Here is a 15,474-nt window from a genome sequence, read left to right on the forward strand (position 1 = left end):
TGCGGTGGTCGAGGGCGCCCCGCCCGGAACGCTGCCTAGGCCACGGCCCCGGCCGGTGGGCCGGGCGGGCCGACGGCGGTGGCCCCGGTCGCGGAGCCCAGGCCGGGGAAGACCGGCAGCAGCCGGTTCAGCCCACTGGCCTGCAGCGCCGCGAGGACGGCGGGACTTGGCTGGACGAGTCGCAGGTCACCGCCCTGGGAGCGGGCCCGCCTGGCGGTGGCGACGAGCGGCCCGAGGGCGAGGGCGCAGCAGTCGGTGACCTCGGACAGGTCGACGATCAGCAGGCTGCCGGGGGTGCGGGGCAGCCGCCGCAGGCGTTCGCGCAGGGAGGGCAGGGTGGCCAGGCCCACTCTGCCGCGCACGATGAGGACCGCGAAGTCGGTGTCCGTCACGGGAACCGCCGGCGCGTCGTCCGGGGCGGGCCTCGGGGGCGCGGTGTCCGTGGCGGGCCTGGGGGCCGCGGCCGGCGCGGCGGGCCGGGCCGGTGCGTGCCGGGCGTGGTGACGGGACGGGGGCGTCCGCGAGCCCACCGCGCCGGCGCGCGGGAAGTCGAGGGAGGTTCCGGGATCTGCCATCAGCACGCGCCTCCTCGGGGCGGACGGGCTTCCGCGCTGCCGGGGACTCGGGCTGCACACTCCCAGGGTAGTGCGGGGCGGGTGGCGCGAACAGCGTGCGTGGCCGACCGGTCGCATACGGGGGCGCCATGACGGCGCGTCACCCGCGCGGCGCGCGCCGTACGGATCCGCCGTCCGTCCGCCCTCCGGCCGTCGGCGGCCCGTCGCCCGCCCGCAGGCGAACGCGCCCCCACCGGCATCCGGCAGGGGCGGGCGCGCGGAGCTTTCCGCAGGCCACGGGGCCGACCCGCAGGCCACGGGCCCGACAGCAGGCCACGGGGGCCAACCGCGGGTTACGGCCACACCAGGCAGTACGCCTGGTGTCCGGCCTCGTGCAGCCGGTGGGAGAAGTCCTGCCACTCGTGGAGCAGTTGGTAGACGGTGAAGGCGTCGCGGGGGCCGCCGCGGTCGGGGACCGTGGACCAGATGAAGGCCGCGGCGCCCACCGATTCCTCGCCGACGCCGCGCAGCGGGTCGACGACCGTCATGGGCAGCTTGACGACGGCGTAGTCGGGGTGGAGGACGACCAGTTCGAGCGGGGGGACCTTGTGCAGCGGTATGCCTTCTATACCGGTGAGGACCATCGCGGCCATCGTCTCCGGTTTGATCTTCGTGAACATGCCGCCCATGCCCAGCTCGTCGCCGCCGAGCTCCTCGGGCCGCATCGAGATCGGCACCCGCGCCGCCGTGGCACCGTTCGGCGCGCCGAAGTATTTGTACGTCACCCCCATGCGGCCGCCTCTGTTTCCCCCGCCCTTGGTCTCCTCGCGCCGGTGGCGGCCCCGCTGGGCGCGCTCAGGCCCCCGGTCATCGGTGCCCTCGCCCAGTCCGCCACCGCGATGCATATCTCCACCCGACCACTCGCAGCCCCAGCCGCGCAACCCGATCATCGTCTCAGAGACCTCCCCCGTCACCGGCGCGTGAAACGCCCGGCCGCGCGCCCCCGTGCGCCTCTGAGACCATTGCTTGCGTGACTTACTCGTACGTTGCCCCAGTTTTGCAGACCCGCGGGGTCTGACACCTGGTCGGTAGCGAGGGGATTTCCGCTCCGCGCTCCGCCCGGGTGTCGCCGCCGGCCGCCGCCCCTTCCTACGTTTGTGCAGGTCAGGATCACAGTGCCTTTTCCCTATGAAGCCCCAGTTTCGCAGACGCTCTTCGACCGTGCGGCCGTTGTGACGCCGGGCGGGGTGAACTCTCCCGTACGTGCGTTCCGCGCCGTGGGTGGTTCGCCCCGGTTCATGGTGTCCGGTACCGGTCCGTACCTCACCGACGCCGACGGACGCGAGTACGTCGACCTCGTGTGCTCGTGGGGTCCGATGATCCTCGGACACGCCCACCCCGAGGTGATCGCCGCCGTCCAGGAGGCCGTCGCCCGAGGCACCTCCTTCGGCACGCCCGGCGCGGGCGAGGTGGAGCTGGCCGAGCAGATCGTCGACCGGATCGACCCGGTCGAGCAGGTCCGGCTGGTCTCCTCCGGCACCGAGGCGACCATGTCCGCCATCCGGCTGGCACGCGGTTTCACCGGCCGCGCCAAGGTCGTGAAGTTCGCCGGCTGCTACCACGGGCACGTGGACGCGCTGCTGGCCGCGGCCGGCTCGGGCGTGGCGACGCTCGGGCTGCCGGACACGCCCGGCGTCACGGGCGCCCAGGCCGGTGACACGATCGTGCTGCCGTACAACGACATCGAGGCCGTACGGGCCGCCTTCGCCGCGCACCCCGGCGAGATCGCCTGTGTGATCACCGAGGCATCGCCCGGCAACATGGGCATCGTCCCGCCGCTGCCCGGCTTCAACCAGGGCCTGAAGGACCTCTGCGCCGAGAACGGCGCGCTGTACATCTCCGACGAGGTCATGACCGGCTTCCGGGTCAGCCGCACCGGCTGGTACGGCATCGACGGCGTCCGGCCCGACCTGATGACCTTCGGCAAGGTCATGGGTGGCGGCTTCCCGGCCGCGGCCTTCGGCGGGCGTGCCGACGTGATGGCCCACCTGGCGCCGGTCGGCCCGGTCTACCAGGCGGGCACCCTGTCCGGTAACCCGGTCGCCACGGCCGCCGGTGTCGCCCAGCTCAGGCTGCTGGACCAGGCGGCGTACGAGAAGGTCGACGCGGTCTCGGCGGAGCTGCGCGCGCTGGTCGCCGACGCCTTCACGAAGGCGGGGGTCGCCCACCGCCTCCAGGTCGCGGGCAACATGTTCTCGGTCTTCTTCACCGACCAGGACGTGACCGACTACGACAAGGCCAAGGCGCAGGAGGCGTTCCGCTTCACCGCGTTCTTCCACTCGATGCTCTCCCAGGGCGTGTATCTCCCGCCGTCCGCGTTCGAGTCCTGGTTCGTCTCGACCGCGCACGACGAGCGGGCGATCGAGCGGATCGCCGCCGCCCTGCCGTCGGCCGCGCGGGCCGCCGCGGAAGCGACCGCGTGAGCGGAGCGGGTGGCGGAGCGGACCGGAAGATGGGTGACATGAGCAGCGAAGACATCACCGTCGTACACCTGGTGCGGCACGGCGAGGTGCACAACCCCGAGGGCGTGCTGTACGGGCGGCGGCCCGGCTACCACCTCTCCGAGCTGGGCCGGAGCATGGCCGACCGGGTCGCCGAACACCTGGCGGGCCGGGACGTCACGCACGTCGTGGCGTCCCCGCTGGAACGGGCGCAGGAGACCGCCGCGCCGGTGGCCAAGGCGCACGGCCTCGACCTGGCCACCGACGAGCGGCTGATAGAGGCGGCCAACGTCTTCGAGGGCAAGACCTTCGGGGTCGGCGACGGCGCGCTGAAGAAGCCCGGCAACTGGAAGTACCTGACCAACCCGTTCCGCCCGTCGTGGGGTGAGCCGTACCTGGAGCAGGTCGTACGGATGATGGGGGCGCTCGGCGCGGCGCGCGACGCGGCCCGCGGGCACGAGGCGGTGGCGGTCAGCCATCAGCTCCCGATCTGGATCGTGCGCAGCTTCGCCGAGCGGCGGCGGCTGTGGCACGACCCGCGCAAGCGGCAGTGCACGCTGGCCTCGCTGACGTCGTTCACCTTCCGCGGCGACAAGATCATTTCGGTGGGTTACAGCGAGCCGGCGCTCGATCTGGTGCCGGCGCACCTGCGGGCGGGCGCCAAGCCGGCCGCGGGGAAATCCAAGGCCTTCGGAGCGTGACGTCGGACCGGCTTTTCGCATCTCGTGGTGTGCGGGATGCGAGAGGCCGGTGTGACGTGAGGTCACTGAAGAGCAAAATAATAAGTTTGCGCCAATAGCCCGGAACCTCCGTGTTCGATAAACCCTCTTACTCGATGTCCGTTTATGCGGATATTGAGTATGACGAGTACGGATGGGGACGACGGTATGCGCGCGATCAGTCGGCGGAACGTACTGGGCATGGGAGTGGGTGCCGCCGCGGCACTCGGCGTCGCGAGCTGCTCCTCCGGCTCCGGCTCCGGGTCCGGGTCCGACCAGGACAAGAACGCCGTGCAGGCCAAGGCCAAGCCGATCGGCGACGGCTCGACGGCCGACGCGGGCCCGCAGCCCCACCAGCCGGAGAAGCCGCGCCGGCTGGAGCCCGGTGAGACCCCGCCGCAGTTCGTGATCTTCTCGTGGGACGGCGCGGGCGAGGTCGGCAACGGCCTCTTCCCGCGCTTCCGCAAGCTGGCCAAGGATCACAACGCGGCCATGACCTTCTTCCTCTCCGGCCTCTACTGCCTCCCGGAGTCGAAGAAGCACCTCTACCGCCCGCCGAACAACAAGGTCGGCGCCTCGGACATCGGCTACCTCACCGACGAGCACATCAAGGCGACCCTGAAGAACGTGCGCGAGGCGTGGCTGGAGGGCCACGAGATCGGCACCCACTTCAACGGGCACTTCTGCGGCGAGGCCCGTACCTCGGTCAAGCACTGGACCCCCGCCCAGTGGCGCTCCGAGATCGACCAGGCCATGGACTTCGTCACGAAGTGGCGCACCAACACCGGTTTCACCGATCTTGAGCCGCTGCCCTTCGACTACCAGAAGGAGCTGGTCGGCGGCCGTACGCCGTGCCTGCTCGGCCAGGACAACCTGCTGCCGACCGCCAAGAAGCTGGGCTGGCGCTACGACGCCAGCTCGCCGGGCGGCCTCCAGATGTGGCCCAAGAAGAAGATGGGTCTGTGGGACTTCCCGCTCCAGCAGATACCTTTCCCCGGACACCGGTTCGAGGTCCTCTCCATGGACTACAACATCCTCGCGAACCAGTCGAAGAACTCCACCAAGGGCCCGCCCGCCAACTACCCGGGCTGGCGCAAGGAAGCCACCGGCGCGTACATCAAGGGCTTCGAGCGGGCCTACGAGACCAACCGTGCCCCCCTGTTCGTCGGCAACCACTTCGAGCAGTGGAACGGCGGCATCTACATGGACGCCGTCGAGGAGGCGCTGAAACACATCGCCGACGAGAAGCGCAAGGACGTGCGCCTGGTCTCCTTCCGGCAGTTCACCGACTGGCTCGACGCGCAGGACCCGAAGGTCGTCGCCAAGCTCCAGGGTCTGCGGGTCGGCCAGCAGCCGACGGGCGGCTGGAAGACGTTCCTCTCGGGCGCCTGAGGCGTACGGGGACGGGCCGGGGCGACTCGGACCGCGGCGGTACGGGCCGGGGTGGCGTGCCCCGGCCCGTGTGTCGAAACCGGCGCAGGCCGCCTGACGTGCCCGAACACGCCCGGCACGGCCCCGGCGAGGGGGGCGCGGAAGATCCGTCACCGCCTCATGCGAAACTTTTCACATGAGTGCCTGCCGCGCCCCCCGACGACTCACCAGTCATCGCCGCACCGCGCTGTTCGCCGCGGGAGCCGCGCTCGCCGCGCTGACGCTGAGCGCCTGCGGCGAGGGCACCTCGGGCGGTTCCGAACAGACCCAGTTCGTCGAGGGCAAGGACGGCGTCGAACGGGTCGCGAAGGCGGAGCGCACCCCCGTTCCCGACATCTCCGGCGAAACCACCCAGGGTGCGAAGCTGGACATCGCGGACTACAAGGGCAAGGTCGTCGTCCTCAACGTCTGGGGATCGTGGTGCGCCCCCTGCATCGCCGAGGCCCCCAACTTCGCCAAGGTCGCGAACGAGACCAAGGCCAAGGGCGTGCAGTTCATCGGCATCAACACCCGCGACTCGCAGAAGTCCCAGGCGGTCAGCTTCGAGGAACAGCACAAGGTGCCGTACCCGAGCCTGTTCGACCCGACCGGGAAGCTGATGCTGCGCTTCCCCAAGGGCAGCCTCAACCCGCAGGCCATCCCCTCCACCATCGCCGTCGACCGGCAGGGAAAGATCGCCGCGCGCTCCATCGGCCCGCTCGGCGAGGACGAACTGCGCAAGATGGTCCAGCCGCTGATCGACGAGAAGTGATCACGTGATCACGCTCGCCGCCACCACCGGCCCCGCCTCCACCATCACCTCGGGCGCGCTGCTGCTCGCCGTGCCCGTCGCCCTCCTCGGCGGCCTGGTCTCCTTCTTCTCGCCCTGCGTGCTGCCGCTCGTACCCGGCTACATGTCCTACGTCACCGGCGTGACCGGTACGGACCTCGCCGACGCCAAGCGCGGCCGGATGCTGGCCGGCGCCTCCCTCTTCGTCCTCGGCTTCACCGCCGTCTTCGTCTCCACCGGCGCCCTCTTCGGCTTCTTCGGCAGCAAGCTCCAGGAACACCAGGACCTGCTCAACAAGGTCCTCGGCGTCCTGATGATCCTCCTCGGCCTGGCCTTCGCCGGCGTCCTGAAGAACTTCGGCCAGCGCGAGCTGCGCTTCCACCGGAAGCCCGCCATGGGCCTGGCCGGCGCGCCGGTGCTCGGCGTGCTCTTCGGCGTCGGCTGGACGCCGTGCCTGGGCCCGACCCTCACCGCGGTCAGCTCGCTCGCCATCAACCAGGCCAATGCCGGGCGCGGCGCCCTGCTGACCGTGGCCTACTGTCTGGGACTGGGCCTGCCCTTCATCGCCGTCGCGGTGGCCTTCCGCAAGGTGCTCGGCGCCTTCGGCTGGGTCAAGCGCCACTACGTGTGGGTGATGCGGCTCGGCGGCGGCATGATGGTCGTGCTCGGCGTCCTGCTCCTCACCGGCGTATGGGCCGACCTGATGTCCGGCCTGCAGAGCTGGTCCAGCAGCTTCACCCCAGGGATCTGATTGATGTCCACCAAGACCGACGCCGCCCGCGACGCCGACGACGCCGATGTCGGCGCCGCGGGCTCGCAGATGTCCACCGCGCCCGAGGAGGAGGTCTCCTTCCCGTCCCTCGGGCCGATCGGGTGGGCCCGGTGGTTCTGGCGGCAGCTCACCTCGATGCGGGTCGCGCTGATCCTGCTGTTCCTGCTCTCGCTGGGGGCCATCCCCGGCTCGCTGGTCCCGCAGACCAGCATCGACCCGACCAAGGTCGAGCAGTTCCGGGCCGATCACACGACGCTGGCACCGGTCTACGACAAGCTGGGCCTGTTCCACGTCTACAGCTCGGTGTGGTTCTCCGCGATCTACCTGCTGCTGTTCATCTCGCTGATCGGCTGCATCGTGCCGCGTACGTGGCAGTTCGTCGGCCAGTTGCGCGGCCGCCCGCCGGGCGCGCCGCGCCGGCTGACCCGGCTGCCCGCGTACACGACGTGGCGGACGGACCGGGCGCCCGACGAGGTGCTGGGCGCCGCGCAGCAACTGCTGAAGAAGCGCCGCTTCCGCGCGCACACGGTCGGTGACGCGGTCGCCGCCGAGAAGGGCTACCTGCGCGAGGCCGGCAACCTCGTCTTCCACATCTCGCTGATCGTGATCCTGGTGGCGGTCGCCGTCGGCAGCCTGTGGAAGTCCGAGGGCGGCAAGCTGATCACCGAGGGCGACGGCTTCGCCAACAGCCTCACTCAGTATGACAACTTCAAGTCCGGTGCCTTCTACGACACCGACGACCTGGAACCGTTCGGCTTCTCGCTCAAGAGCTTCGACGCGTCCTACGAGCGCACCGGCCCCCAGAAGGGCACCCCGCGCGAGTTCCGCGCCAACATCTCGTACTTCCAGGGCGCGGACGGCACGGAGCACCAGGGCAAGATCGAGGTCAACCACCCGCTGGAGATCGCGGACTCCAAGATCTTCCTGCTCTCCCACGGGTACGCGCCGGTCGTCGAGGTCACCGACGGCCGGGGCAAGAAGGTCTACAGCGGCGCGGTGCCGTTCCTGCCGCAGGACATGCAGAACTACACCTCCACCGGTGTGGTCAAGGTGCCCAACGCGCAGACCGCGGACGGCAGGCGCAACCAGCTCGGCTTCTCGGGCTTCTTCGTGCCGACGTACGGCGGCAAGGGCTCGGGCTCGATGTTCTCCACGTTCCCCGCGCTGGACAATCCGCGGCTGACGCTGACCGCGTACCACGGCGACCTCGGCGTGGACTCCGGACTGCCGCAGAGCGTCTACCAGCTCGAAAAGAAGAACCTCAAGCAGTACCAGCAGGACGGCCGCGCCGTCGCCCAGATGATGCAGCCCGGCGAGACCATGAAACTGCCCGGCGGTGACGGCAGCATCAAGTTCGTCGGCGTCAAGCAGTGGGCCACCTTCCAGGTCTCCCACCAGCCCGGCAACGGTCTCGCGCTGATCGGCGCGGTCGCCGTGCTGCTGGGCCTGGCCGGCTCGCTGTTCATCCAGCGCCGCCGGGTGTGGGTACGGGCCGTGCGCGGCGCCGACGGGCTGACCGTCGTCGAGCTGGCGGGCCTGGGCCGCAGCGAGTCCGCCCGCCTGCCGGAGGAACTGGCGGACCTGGCCGAGGCCCTCGGGCCGGACGCGCCGCAGACCGCCGGTCCGGAGGCGGGCGCGGACGCGAAGAAACCCGCCGGCCCCGGCGCCGCCGTCCCCGCCCCCACCGAGCCCGACAACGCGGCGAAGCCCTCCGACTCCGCCGATCCTGCTGATCCCTCCGAAGGAGCGCGCGCGTGAACCTCGCTGCCGCAGCCACCAACGAGAACCTGGCCAGTATCAGCAATGTGCTGATCTACTCGGCCATGGCCGTCTACACCCTCGCCTTCCTCGCGCACCTCGCCGAGTGGGCCTTCGGCAGCCGCAGCAAGGTCGGCCGTACGGCCGCGGCCCTGACCGCCACGGTGCCCGCCCCCGCCGAGGCGGCGGCCCGGACGGCGGAGCAGGGCGGCGGCACGGCCGTACTGGAGCGCCCCAAGGTCGTCACGCGCGCGGCGAACGGCAGCCGGGACGTCCCGGACGGGCCGGGCGCCTCGGGCGGCACCGAGAAGGGCGACCTCTACGGCCGGATCGCCATCTCGCTGACCACCCTCGGGTTCCTGATCCACCTCGGCGGAGTCCTCACCCGCGGCCTGTCCGTACAGCGCGCCCCCTGGGGCAACATGTACGAGTTCTCCACGACCTTCGGCATGGTCGCGGTGGCCGCGTACCTCGTCCTGCTCGTCCTGAAGAAGAACGTCCGCTGGATCGGCCTGCTGCTGACCGCCACCGTCCTGCTGGACCTGGGCGTGGCCGTCACCTGGCTCTACACCGACAGTTCGCAGCTCGTCCCGGCCCTGCACTCGTACTGGCTGTGGATCCACGTGAGCTGCGCGATCATCTCCGGCGCCTTCCTGTACCTGGGTGCCGTCTCGACGCTGCTCTATCTCTTCCGCGACCGCTACGAGAGCAAGCTCGCCGACCCGTCCGGCAAGCAGCCCGGCGCCTTCGCCACCTCCGTCATGGAGCGGCTGCCCGCGGCGTCCAGCCTGGACAAGTTCTCCTACCGGGTGAACGCCGCCATCTTCCCGCTGTGGACCTTCACGATCATCGCGGGCGCGATCTGGGCCGGCGAGGCCTGGGGCCGTTACTGGGGCTGGGACTCCAAGGAGATCTGGTCCTTCGTCACCTGGGTCGCCTACGCCGCCTACCTGCACGCCCGCGCCACCGCCGGCTGGAAGGGCCGCAAGGCCGCCTACCTGGGCCTGTTCGCTTTCCTGACGTACATCTTCAACTACTACGTGGTGAATTACTTCTTCTCCGGCCTGCACTCCTACTCGGGCGTCTGACCCGGTCGGAGCAGCACACCCCGACGCGGACCGGCGCCGTACGCGACGGTGGCCTCATGAACCGACCTGAGAGCCCCGTCCCGTACGGCGCCGCCGTTTCCGCCGACGACACCCACACCCTCCGCTACGAGCTGCGTCTTCCCCAGCCTGTGGAAAAGGTCTGGGGCGCGGTGGCCACTCAAGAGGGCCTGCCGGGCTGGCTGGCGGCCGCCGACCCGTTCGTACGGCACGAGGGCGGCGCGATCACGCTCCGCTGGCAGAACACCGACGAGAACGGCGTCGCGACGGTGGCCCCCGGACAGGTCACGGGCTGGGGGCCGACCCGGCTGGCCGAGTACACCGTCGACCCCCACGGCCGTATCCGCTTCGACCTCCGGCCGCACGACACCTCCGGCACCCGCCTCCGCTTCACCAACGAGTTCACCGGCTCCGCCGCCTACCGCCTGGACTGCCTCGCCGGCTGGCACCTCCACCTCGAATTCCTCATCGACGCCCTCGACGGCCACCCCAAGGACTGGTCCACCTGGAACCTGGACCGGTGGCGGGAGCTGCGCGCGGCCTACGCGGCCGCCGGGCAATAGCGGCGGCCCCGGTCGGGCCGCCGTCGCGGACCGGGCCGGGGCCGTCACGGGCGTGCCGGCGCCGTGGCGCCCGGGCGCTCAGTCATGGCCGATGTCCTCGTTCCACACCTCGGGCCGGGCCGTGACGAACTCGCGCATCAGGGCGCGGCACTCCGCGTCGTCGAGCAGCACGATGCGTACGCCGCTCTGCGCCAGCCAGTCGTGCCCGCCGTGGAAGGTGCGGGTCTCGCCGATCAAAACGCGCGAAATGCCGAACTGGCGGATCAGGCCGCTGCAGAACCAGCACGGGGAGAGGGTGGTGACCATCGTCGTGCCGCGGTAGCCGCGCTGCCGGCCGGCGGCCCGGAAAGCGGTGGTCTCCGCGTGCGCGGACGGGTCGCCGTCCTGGACGCGCCGGTTGCGGCCCCGCCCGAGGACGGTGCCGTCGGGGCCGTACAGCGCGGCGCCGATGGGGATGCCGCCCTCCGCCAGCCCGGCCCGTGCCTCGGCGACCGCCGTCGCCAGCATCTCCCGCTCCCGGTCCTTCACGACGGCCACTCTCCTCGCTCCGGGGCGGCCGGGCAACGCGCGGGACGGGGATCGGTGCGGCGCGGCCCCGGGAGCCGTACGCGGCCGGGCGTCAGCCCTTCGGCGGCGGCGTGCCGCCCTCGCCGTCCGCCGAACCGTTTTCCTTGCGGCGCAGCTCTTCCTCGCGGCGGCGCAGGTCGGCCTCCCAGTCCTTCAGGAGGGCCTCGTCGTTCTTGCTCTCCTTCTTCTTGCCCTCGTCCTTGAGCGAGCGCAGGAAGTCGGGGTTGTCGTCCGGCGCGACCCACGTGCGGTCCGTGCCGCGCGCGCCGCGGGGCCACGGCGCGCCGCCGCCGGCGTGCTCGCGGCGGGGCCGGCCGGCGACCAGCCAGGCGACCGGCCCGATCAGCACCTCGCCGAACAGCAGGATGATGAAGACCCAGGCGATCTTCGGCAGGCCGCGTACCTGCTTCTCCGGCGTGTTCAGGCAGTCGATGAACGCGTAGATCCACAGCGCCAGGATCAGAAGGAACGGCAGATACCTGAGCATTGCGGAAGCAGCCCCCCTGAGCTGACGGGCGGGCCTCGGCGGGGCCCGGTGACCTGTCCAGGGTAGTGCGTACCGGATACTGGAACGCATGGCTTATGACGACCTTCGCTCGTTCCTGCGTGCGCTCGACCGGGAGGGCGACCTCAAGCGGATCAAGGCCGAGGTCGACCCGCACCTGGAAGTCGGCGAGATCGTGGACCGGGTGCAGAAGTCCGGCGGGCCCGCGCTGCTCTTCGAGAACGTCAAGGGCTCGTCGATGCCGCTGGCGATGAACGTGTACGGCACCGACCGCCGGCTGCTCAAGGCGCTCGGCCTGACGTCGTACGACGACATCAGCGACAAGATCGGCGGGCTGCTCAGGCCGGAGCTGCCGCAGGGCTTCGTCGGTGTGCGCGAGGCGTTCGGCAAGCTCGCGAACATGACGCACGTACCGCCGAAAAAGATCAAGGGCGACGGCGCCCAGGTCCAGGAGGTCGTGCTCCGGGGCGACGAGGTCGACCTGGACCGGCTCCCCGCGCTGTTCACCTGGCCGCAGGACGGCGGGTCGTTCTTCAACCTGGGCCTGACCCACACCAAGCACCCGGAGACGGGCGTACGGAACCTGGGCCTGTACCGCCTCCAGCGCCACGACAAGCGCACCATCGGCATGCACTGGCAGATCCACAAGGACAGCCGCAACCACTACCAGGTGGCCGCCAAGCGCGGTGAGAAGCTGCCGGTCGCCATCGCCTTCGGCTGCCCGCCGGCCGTGACGTACGCCTCGACCGCGCCGCTGCCCGGTGACATCGACGAGTACCTGTTCGCCGGGTTCGTCCAGGGCAAGCGGATCGAGATGGTGGACTGCAAGACGGTCCCGCTCCAGGTCCCGGCCAATGCCGAGGTCGTGCTGGAGGGCTGGCTGGAGCCGGGCGAGATGCTGCCGGAGGGCCCGTTCGGCGACCACACCGGCTTCTACACGCCGCAGGAACCGTTCCCCGCGCTGACCATCGACTGCGTCACGATGCGCAGGCGACCGCTGCTCCAGTCGATCGTGGTCGGCCGGCCGCCGACGGAGGACGGGCCGCTGGGCCGCGCCACGGAACGGTTCTTCCTGCCGCTGCTGAAGATCATCGTGCCGGACATCGTGGACTACCACCTGCCCGAGTCGGGCGGCTTCCACAACTGCGCGATCGTCTCGATCGACAAGAAGTACCCCAAGCACGCCCAGAAGGTCATGCACGCCATCTGGGGCGCGCACATGATGTCGCTGACCAAGCTGATCATCGTGGTCGACGCCGACTGCGACGTGCACAACCTGCACGAGGTGTCCTGGCGGGCCCTGGGCAACACGGACTACGCGCGGGACCTGACCGTCGTCGAAGGGCCGGTCGACCACCTCGACCATGCCTCCTACCAGCAGTTCTGGGGCGGCAAGGCGGGCATCGACGCGACCCGCAAGCTGCCCGAGGAGGGCTACACCCGGGACGGCGGCTGGCCGGAGATGGTCGAGTCGGACCCGGCGACGGCCGATCGGGTGACGAAGCGCTGGAAGGAGTACGGGCTGTGAGCGGGGAAGCCGTCATGGGCGAGGGCGGCGCGGAGGCGCTTGCCCGCCCGCGCGGGGGGGTAGCGGCCTTCCTGCGGCTGGTGATGATCGAGCACTCGGTCTTCGCGCTGCCCTTCGCCTACATCGCCGCGCTGACCGCGATGCACGGCACGGACCGGTCCGTGCACTGGGTCGAGCTGCTGCTGGTCACCGTCGCCATGGTGGGTCTGCGGACGTTCGCGATGGCCGCCAACCGCATCATCGACCGGGAGATCGACGCCCGTAACCCGCGCACCGCGGGCCGCGAACTGGTCACCGGCGCGGTGAGCGTTCGGTCCGCATGGACCGGCGCGCTGATCGCCGTGGTGTGCTTCCTGGGCGCCGCCGCGCTGCTCAACCCGCTGTGCCTGGCGCTGGCGCCGATCGCCGTGATCCCGATGGTGGTCTATCCGTACGGGAAGCGGTTCACGAACTTCCCGCACGCGATCCTGGGCCTCGCCCAGGCGATGGGCCCGGTCGGCGCGTGGATAGCCGTCACGGGGTCGTGGTCCTGGGACGCGGTGATCCTCGGGGTCGCCGTCGGTGTCTGGATCGGCGGCTTCGATCTGATCTTCGCCTGCCAGGACGTGCAGGCGGACCGGGCGCACGGCGTGAAGTCCGTACCGGCCCGCTTCGGCATCCCGGGGGCGCTGCACGGCGCCCGCGCCTGCCACGCCGTCACCACGGCGCTGCTGGTCTGGTACGCGCTCGCCACCCACGCCGGGGTGTTCTTCTGGCTCGGTCTGGTGATCGTCGTCGGTGCGTTCCTCTACGAGCACACCATCGTGCGGCCGCACGACCTCTCCCGGCTCAACCGGGCCTTCTTCCAGGTCAACGGCTTCATCGGAATAGCGCTGTTCGTCTGCGCGCTGCTCGACCTGTTCGTCCGCGGCCTGACGCTCTGAGCGCGGGGGCGTTGCGGGGCGGCCGCTCCCGGAGCGCTTTTCGGCCCGTACGGCAACGGCCCGGCCACCGGCCGGACGAGGAACTCCCGGGCACGACCACAGGGGTACCGCCGGGGACGGGCCCGGCCGGGGCCGGTGCCCTGCCCTCCGGTCCGGCGGGCCTACGGGACCGGCCGGGCCACGCCGCCGGGTATCCGCGCGGCCGGGCGCTGCCGGAAGACGCAGGCCGCGAGCACACCGCCGGCCAGCCCGAAGAGGTGGCTCTGCCAACTGATGCCGCTGTCGGTGGGCAGCGCGCCCCACAGGATCGAGCCGTACACCGCGGCGACCAGCAGGCCGAGGCCGATGTCCAGCGGCTTGCGGTCGATGAAGCCGCGGATCAGGAGGTAGCCGAAGAGGCCGAAGACGACGCCCGAGACGCCGGCCGTGTTGCTGCCGGCGGGGGCGGTCAGCCAGACGCCCAGGCCGCTGGTGAGCGCGATGAGCAGGGTCACCCCGGCGAAGCGGCGCAGCCCGCTGCGGAGCGCGGCGAGGAAGCCGAGGAGCAGCAGCGGCAGGGTGTTGGCGGCCAGGTGGTCGAAGCCGAAGTGGATGAAGGCGGCGGGCAGCACGTCGGCCAGCTCGCTCATCTCGCGCGGCCGCACGCCGAAGGTGTCGAGCCCGTTGCCGGACACGGCGTCGGCGATCTCCAGGGCCCACAGCAGCGCGACCCAGCCCAGTGTCAGTGCGGCGGCGGGCCTGGCCCGCTCCAACGCTCGCGTCGTCATCCGCGGCACCTTCCTTTCCCCGTGCACCGGGTCCACCGGATCCGTCGGCTGCACCGGCTTCACTGGAACAAACGGCCGTGACGGGCCCGGTGGTTCCGCCGGATAGGCTCGATCCCGTGGAACCGCAGGACAACAACCCCAGTCAGCCCGGTGTCACAAGGCCCGGCGGGCACTCCGCCCGGCCGGCCGCCGGGTCCGCCGACGTGCCCCGCCGCCCTTGGGTGGTGGGTGTCTCCGGCGCGTCCGGCACCCCGTACGCGGCGTCCGTGGTGCGTGCCCTGCTCGCGGCGGGCGAGGCGGTGGATCTGGTCGTCAGCCGGGCCTCGCGGCTGACACTGCTGGACGAGACGGGCATCTCCTTCCGGGACGCGCACTGGCGCGCGGACCTGCGGGAGTGGCTGGCCCGGGGCGCGGACGGCAAGCCGACGACCTTCGCCGTCACGGACGCGGACCTGGACCTGGTGCGGTACTGGCCGGCCGGTGATCTCGCCGCGGGGCCGTCGTCCGGCTCGTACCCGGTCAAGGGGATGCTGATCGTGCCGGCGAGCACGGCGTGTGTGGCGGGGGTGGCGCTGGGCCTGTCGAAGGACCTGCTCCAGCGGGTGGCGAGCGTGACGCTCAAGGAGCGCAGGAGGCTGGTGGTCGCGGTGCGGGAGACCCCGCTGAACGGGCAGACCCTCAAGCATCTGGTGACGCTGGACGAGGCGGGCGCGGTCGTGCTGCCCGCCTCGCCGGCGTTCTACGCGGGAGCGACGCACATCCAGGATCTGGTGGACTTCGTCGCGGGCCGGGTGCTGGATGCGGCGGGCGTGCCGCACCGGCTCTACCGGCGCTGGGTAGGGGAGCTCGGATCGGGCTCCAAGGAGGAGAACTAGCGCTTCTTGGCGGTGGAGCCGTTGCGGCCGAAGAGGCGCTTGCCCTGGGTGGTGGCGGGACGGTGAGCACGTGAACGATTGGCCAGGTCCTGCAGCTCGCGCATGCGGGCGTAGGCCATCTCGATCGAGTACACGG

The 15,474-nt window shown here is 71.1% G+C and carries 17 protein-coding genes; 11 read left to right on the forward strand and 6 right to left on the reverse strand.

Annotation, left to right across the window (positions count from 1 at the left end; all coding sequences use genetic code 11):
• Positions 1-35: 35 nt before the first annotated feature.
• Together ACH4EB_RS13905 and ACH4EB_RS13910 are read right to left on the reverse strand one after the other, a co-directional pair.
• Positions 36-575 (reverse strand): STAS domain-containing protein, encoded by a 540-nt coding sequence (locus tag ACH4EB_RS13905; protein WP_398347683.1) that lies wholly within the window; start codon positions 573-575, stop codon positions 36-38.
• Positions 576-907: 332 nt separating this feature from the next.
• A complete protein-coding gene (locus ACH4EB_RS13910; protein WP_398347684.1) occupies positions 908-1,459 on the reverse strand; it encodes a hypothetical protein in 552 nt (183 codons plus the stop codon).
• A 270-nt stretch (positions 1,460-1,729) separates the two neighbouring features.
• On the opposite strand from ACH4EB_RS13910, the gene hemL reads away from it, so the two are divergent.
• From hemL to ACH4EB_RS13950, 8 genes are all read left to right on the forward strand, one after another.
• Entirely contained in the window at positions 1,730-3,037 is a 1,308-nt protein-coding gene (hemL, locus tag ACH4EB_RS13915) for a glutamate-1-semialdehyde 2,1-aminomutase (RefSeq protein WP_398347685.1), read from the forward strand.
• 38 nt (positions 3,038-3,075) lie between these two features.
• Positions 3,076-3,756: a histidine phosphatase family protein gene (locus tag ACH4EB_RS13920; protein ID WP_398347686.1), complete on the forward strand. Its 681-nt coding sequence runs from the start codon at positions 3,076-3,078 to the stop codon at positions 3,754-3,756.
• Positions 3,757-3,942: 186 nt separating this feature from the next.
• Positions 3,943-5,166: a hypothetical protein gene (locus ACH4EB_RS13925; RefSeq protein WP_398347687.1), complete on the forward strand. Its 1,224-nt coding sequence runs from the start codon at positions 3,943-3,945 to the stop codon at positions 5,164-5,166.
• A gap of 175 nt (positions 5,167-5,341) precedes the next feature.
• Complete coding sequence (locus ACH4EB_RS13930; RefSeq protein ID WP_398347688.1) at positions 5,342-5,956, forward strand: TlpA family protein disulfide reductase; 615 nt, start codon at positions 5,342-5,344, stop codon at positions 5,954-5,956.
• 4 nt (positions 5,957-5,960) lie between these two features.
• Complete coding sequence (locus ACH4EB_RS13935; protein WP_398347689.1) at positions 5,961-6,725, forward strand: cytochrome c biogenesis CcdA family protein; 765 nt, start codon at positions 5,961-5,963, stop codon at positions 6,723-6,725.
• Positions 6,726-6,728: 3 nt separating this feature from the next.
• Entirely contained in the window at positions 6,729-8,504 is a 1,776-nt protein-coding gene (locus ACH4EB_RS13940) for a cytochrome c biogenesis protein ResB (protein ID WP_398347690.1), read from the forward strand.
• The gene (gene ccsB / locus ACH4EB_RS13945) at positions 8,501-9,592 is read left to right on the forward strand and encodes a c-type cytochrome biogenesis protein CcsB (protein WP_398347691.1); all 1,092 of its coding nucleotides are present in this window, start codon (positions 8,501-8,503) and stop codon (positions 9,590-9,592) included. Before ACH4EB_RS13940 ends, ccsB begins: the two co-directional genes overlap by 4 nt.
• 56 nt (positions 9,593-9,648) lie before the next feature.
• Positions 9,649-10,173 (forward strand): SRPBCC domain-containing protein, encoded by a 525-nt coding sequence (locus ACH4EB_RS13950; RefSeq protein ID WP_398347692.1) that lies wholly within the window; start codon positions 9,649-9,651, stop codon positions 10,171-10,173.
• Positions 10,174-10,251: 78 nt separating this feature from the next.
• Here the strand turns inward: ACH4EB_RS13950 and ACH4EB_RS13955 are convergent, their stop codons facing one another.
• Together ACH4EB_RS13955 and ACH4EB_RS13960 are read right to left on the reverse strand one after the other, a co-directional pair.
• On the reverse strand, positions 10,252-10,680 hold the full coding sequence (locus ACH4EB_RS13955; RefSeq protein WP_398348103.1) for a nucleoside deaminase: 429 nt from the start codon (positions 10,678-10,680) through the stop codon (positions 10,252-10,254).
• Between the two features lie 112 nt (positions 10,681-10,792).
• Positions 10,793-11,227 (reverse strand): PLD nuclease N-terminal domain-containing protein, encoded by a 435-nt coding sequence (locus tag ACH4EB_RS13960; protein ID WP_398347693.1) that lies wholly within the window; start codon positions 11,225-11,227, stop codon positions 10,793-10,795.
• Positions 11,228-11,315: 88 nt separating this feature from the next.
• Between ACH4EB_RS13960 and ACH4EB_RS13965 the strand changes: the two genes are divergently transcribed.
• The gene (locus ACH4EB_RS13965) at positions 11,316-12,773 is read left to right on the forward strand and encodes a menaquinone biosynthesis decarboxylase (protein WP_398347694.1); all 1,458 of its coding nucleotides are present in this window, start codon (positions 11,316-11,318) and stop codon (positions 12,771-12,773) included.
• Positions 12,774-12,787: 14 nt separating this feature from the next.
• Complete coding sequence (gene mqnP, locus ACH4EB_RS13970; RefSeq protein WP_398348104.1) at positions 12,788-13,696, forward strand: menaquinone biosynthesis prenyltransferase MqnP; 909 nt, start codon at positions 12,788-12,790, stop codon at positions 13,694-13,696.
• Positions 13,697-13,857: 161 nt separating this feature from the next.
• Here mqnP and ACH4EB_RS13975 read toward each other — a convergent pair whose 3' ends face one another.
• Positions 13,858-14,463 carry a rhomboid family intramembrane serine protease gene (locus ACH4EB_RS13975; protein WP_398347695.1) on the reverse strand — a complete coding sequence of 202 codons (606 nt, stop codon included), beginning with the start codon at positions 14,461-14,463 and terminating at the stop codon, positions 13,858-13,860.
• Positions 14,464-14,666: 203 nt separating this feature from the next.
• On the opposite strand from ACH4EB_RS13975, the gene ACH4EB_RS13980 reads away from it, so the two are divergent.
• Positions 14,667-15,338, forward strand: a complete 672-nt coding sequence (locus ACH4EB_RS13980; protein WP_398348105.1) for a UbiX family flavin prenyltransferase — start codon at positions 14,667-14,669, stop codon at positions 15,336-15,338.
• Here ACH4EB_RS13980 and ACH4EB_RS13985 read toward each other — a convergent pair.
• Positions 15,335-15,472, reverse strand: coding sequence for a hypothetical protein (locus ACH4EB_RS13985; protein WP_398347696.1), 138 nt, complete (start codon positions 15,470-15,472; stop codon positions 15,335-15,337). The two genes, ACH4EB_RS13980 and ACH4EB_RS13985, sit on opposite strands and share 4 nt — an antisense overlap.
• Positions 15,473-15,474: the final 2 nt, after the last annotated feature.

This window comes from Streptomyces sp. NPDC018045, from assembly GCF_044327445.1.
In the GTDB taxonomy this organism is placed as follows: domain Bacteria; phylum Actinomycetota; class Actinomycetes; order Streptomycetales; family Streptomycetaceae; genus Streptomyces.

Excerpts from the sequence above, each read along its gene's own strand:
- ACH4EB_RS13920 (WP_398347686.1), top strand. The coding sequence starts at position 3,076 with ATGAGCAGCGAAGACATCACCGTCGTACACCTGGTGCGGCACGGCGAG.
- ACH4EB_RS13910 (WP_398347684.1), bottom strand. The coding sequence starts at position 1,459 with ATGCATCGCGGTGGCGGACTGGGCGAGGGCACCGATGACCGGGGGCCT.
- ACH4EB_RS13930 (WP_398347688.1), top strand. The coding sequence starts at position 5,342 with ATGAGTGCCTGCCGCGCCCCCCGACGACTCACCAGTCATCGCCGCACC.
- ACH4EB_RS13925 (WP_398347687.1), top strand. The coding sequence starts at position 3,943 with ATGCGCGCGATCAGTCGGCGGAACGTACTGGGCATGGGAGTGGGTGCC.
- ACH4EB_RS13960 (WP_398347693.1), bottom strand. The coding sequence starts at position 11,227 with ATGCTCAGGTATCTGCCGTTCCTTCTGATCCTGGCGCTGTGGATCTAC.
- ACH4EB_RS13905 (WP_398347683.1), bottom strand. The coding sequence starts at position 575 with ATGGCAGATCCCGGAACCTCCCTCGACTTCCCGCGCGCCGGCGCGGTG.
- ACH4EB_RS13950 (WP_398347692.1), top strand. The coding sequence starts at position 9,649 with ATGAACCGACCTGAGAGCCCCGTCCCGTACGGCGCCGCCGTTTCCGCC.
- mqnP (WP_398348104.1), top strand. The coding sequence starts at position 12,788 with ATGGGCGAGGGCGGCGCGGAGGCGCTTGCCCGCCCGCGCGGGGGGGTA.
- ACH4EB_RS13965 (WP_398347694.1), top strand. The coding sequence starts at position 11,316 with ATGGCTTATGACGACCTTCGCTCGTTCCTGCGTGCGCTCGACCGGGAG.
- ACH4EB_RS13940 (WP_398347690.1), top strand. The coding sequence starts at position 6,729 with ATGTCCACCAAGACCGACGCCGCCCGCGACGCCGACGACGCCGATGTC.
- ACH4EB_RS13955 (WP_398348103.1), bottom strand. The coding sequence starts at position 10,680 with ATGCTGGCGACGGCGGTCGCCGAGGCACGGGCCGGGCTGGCGGAGGGC.
- ACH4EB_RS13975 (WP_398347695.1), bottom strand. The coding sequence starts at position 14,463 with ATGACGACGCGAGCGTTGGAGCGGGCCAGGCCCGCCGCCGCACTGACA.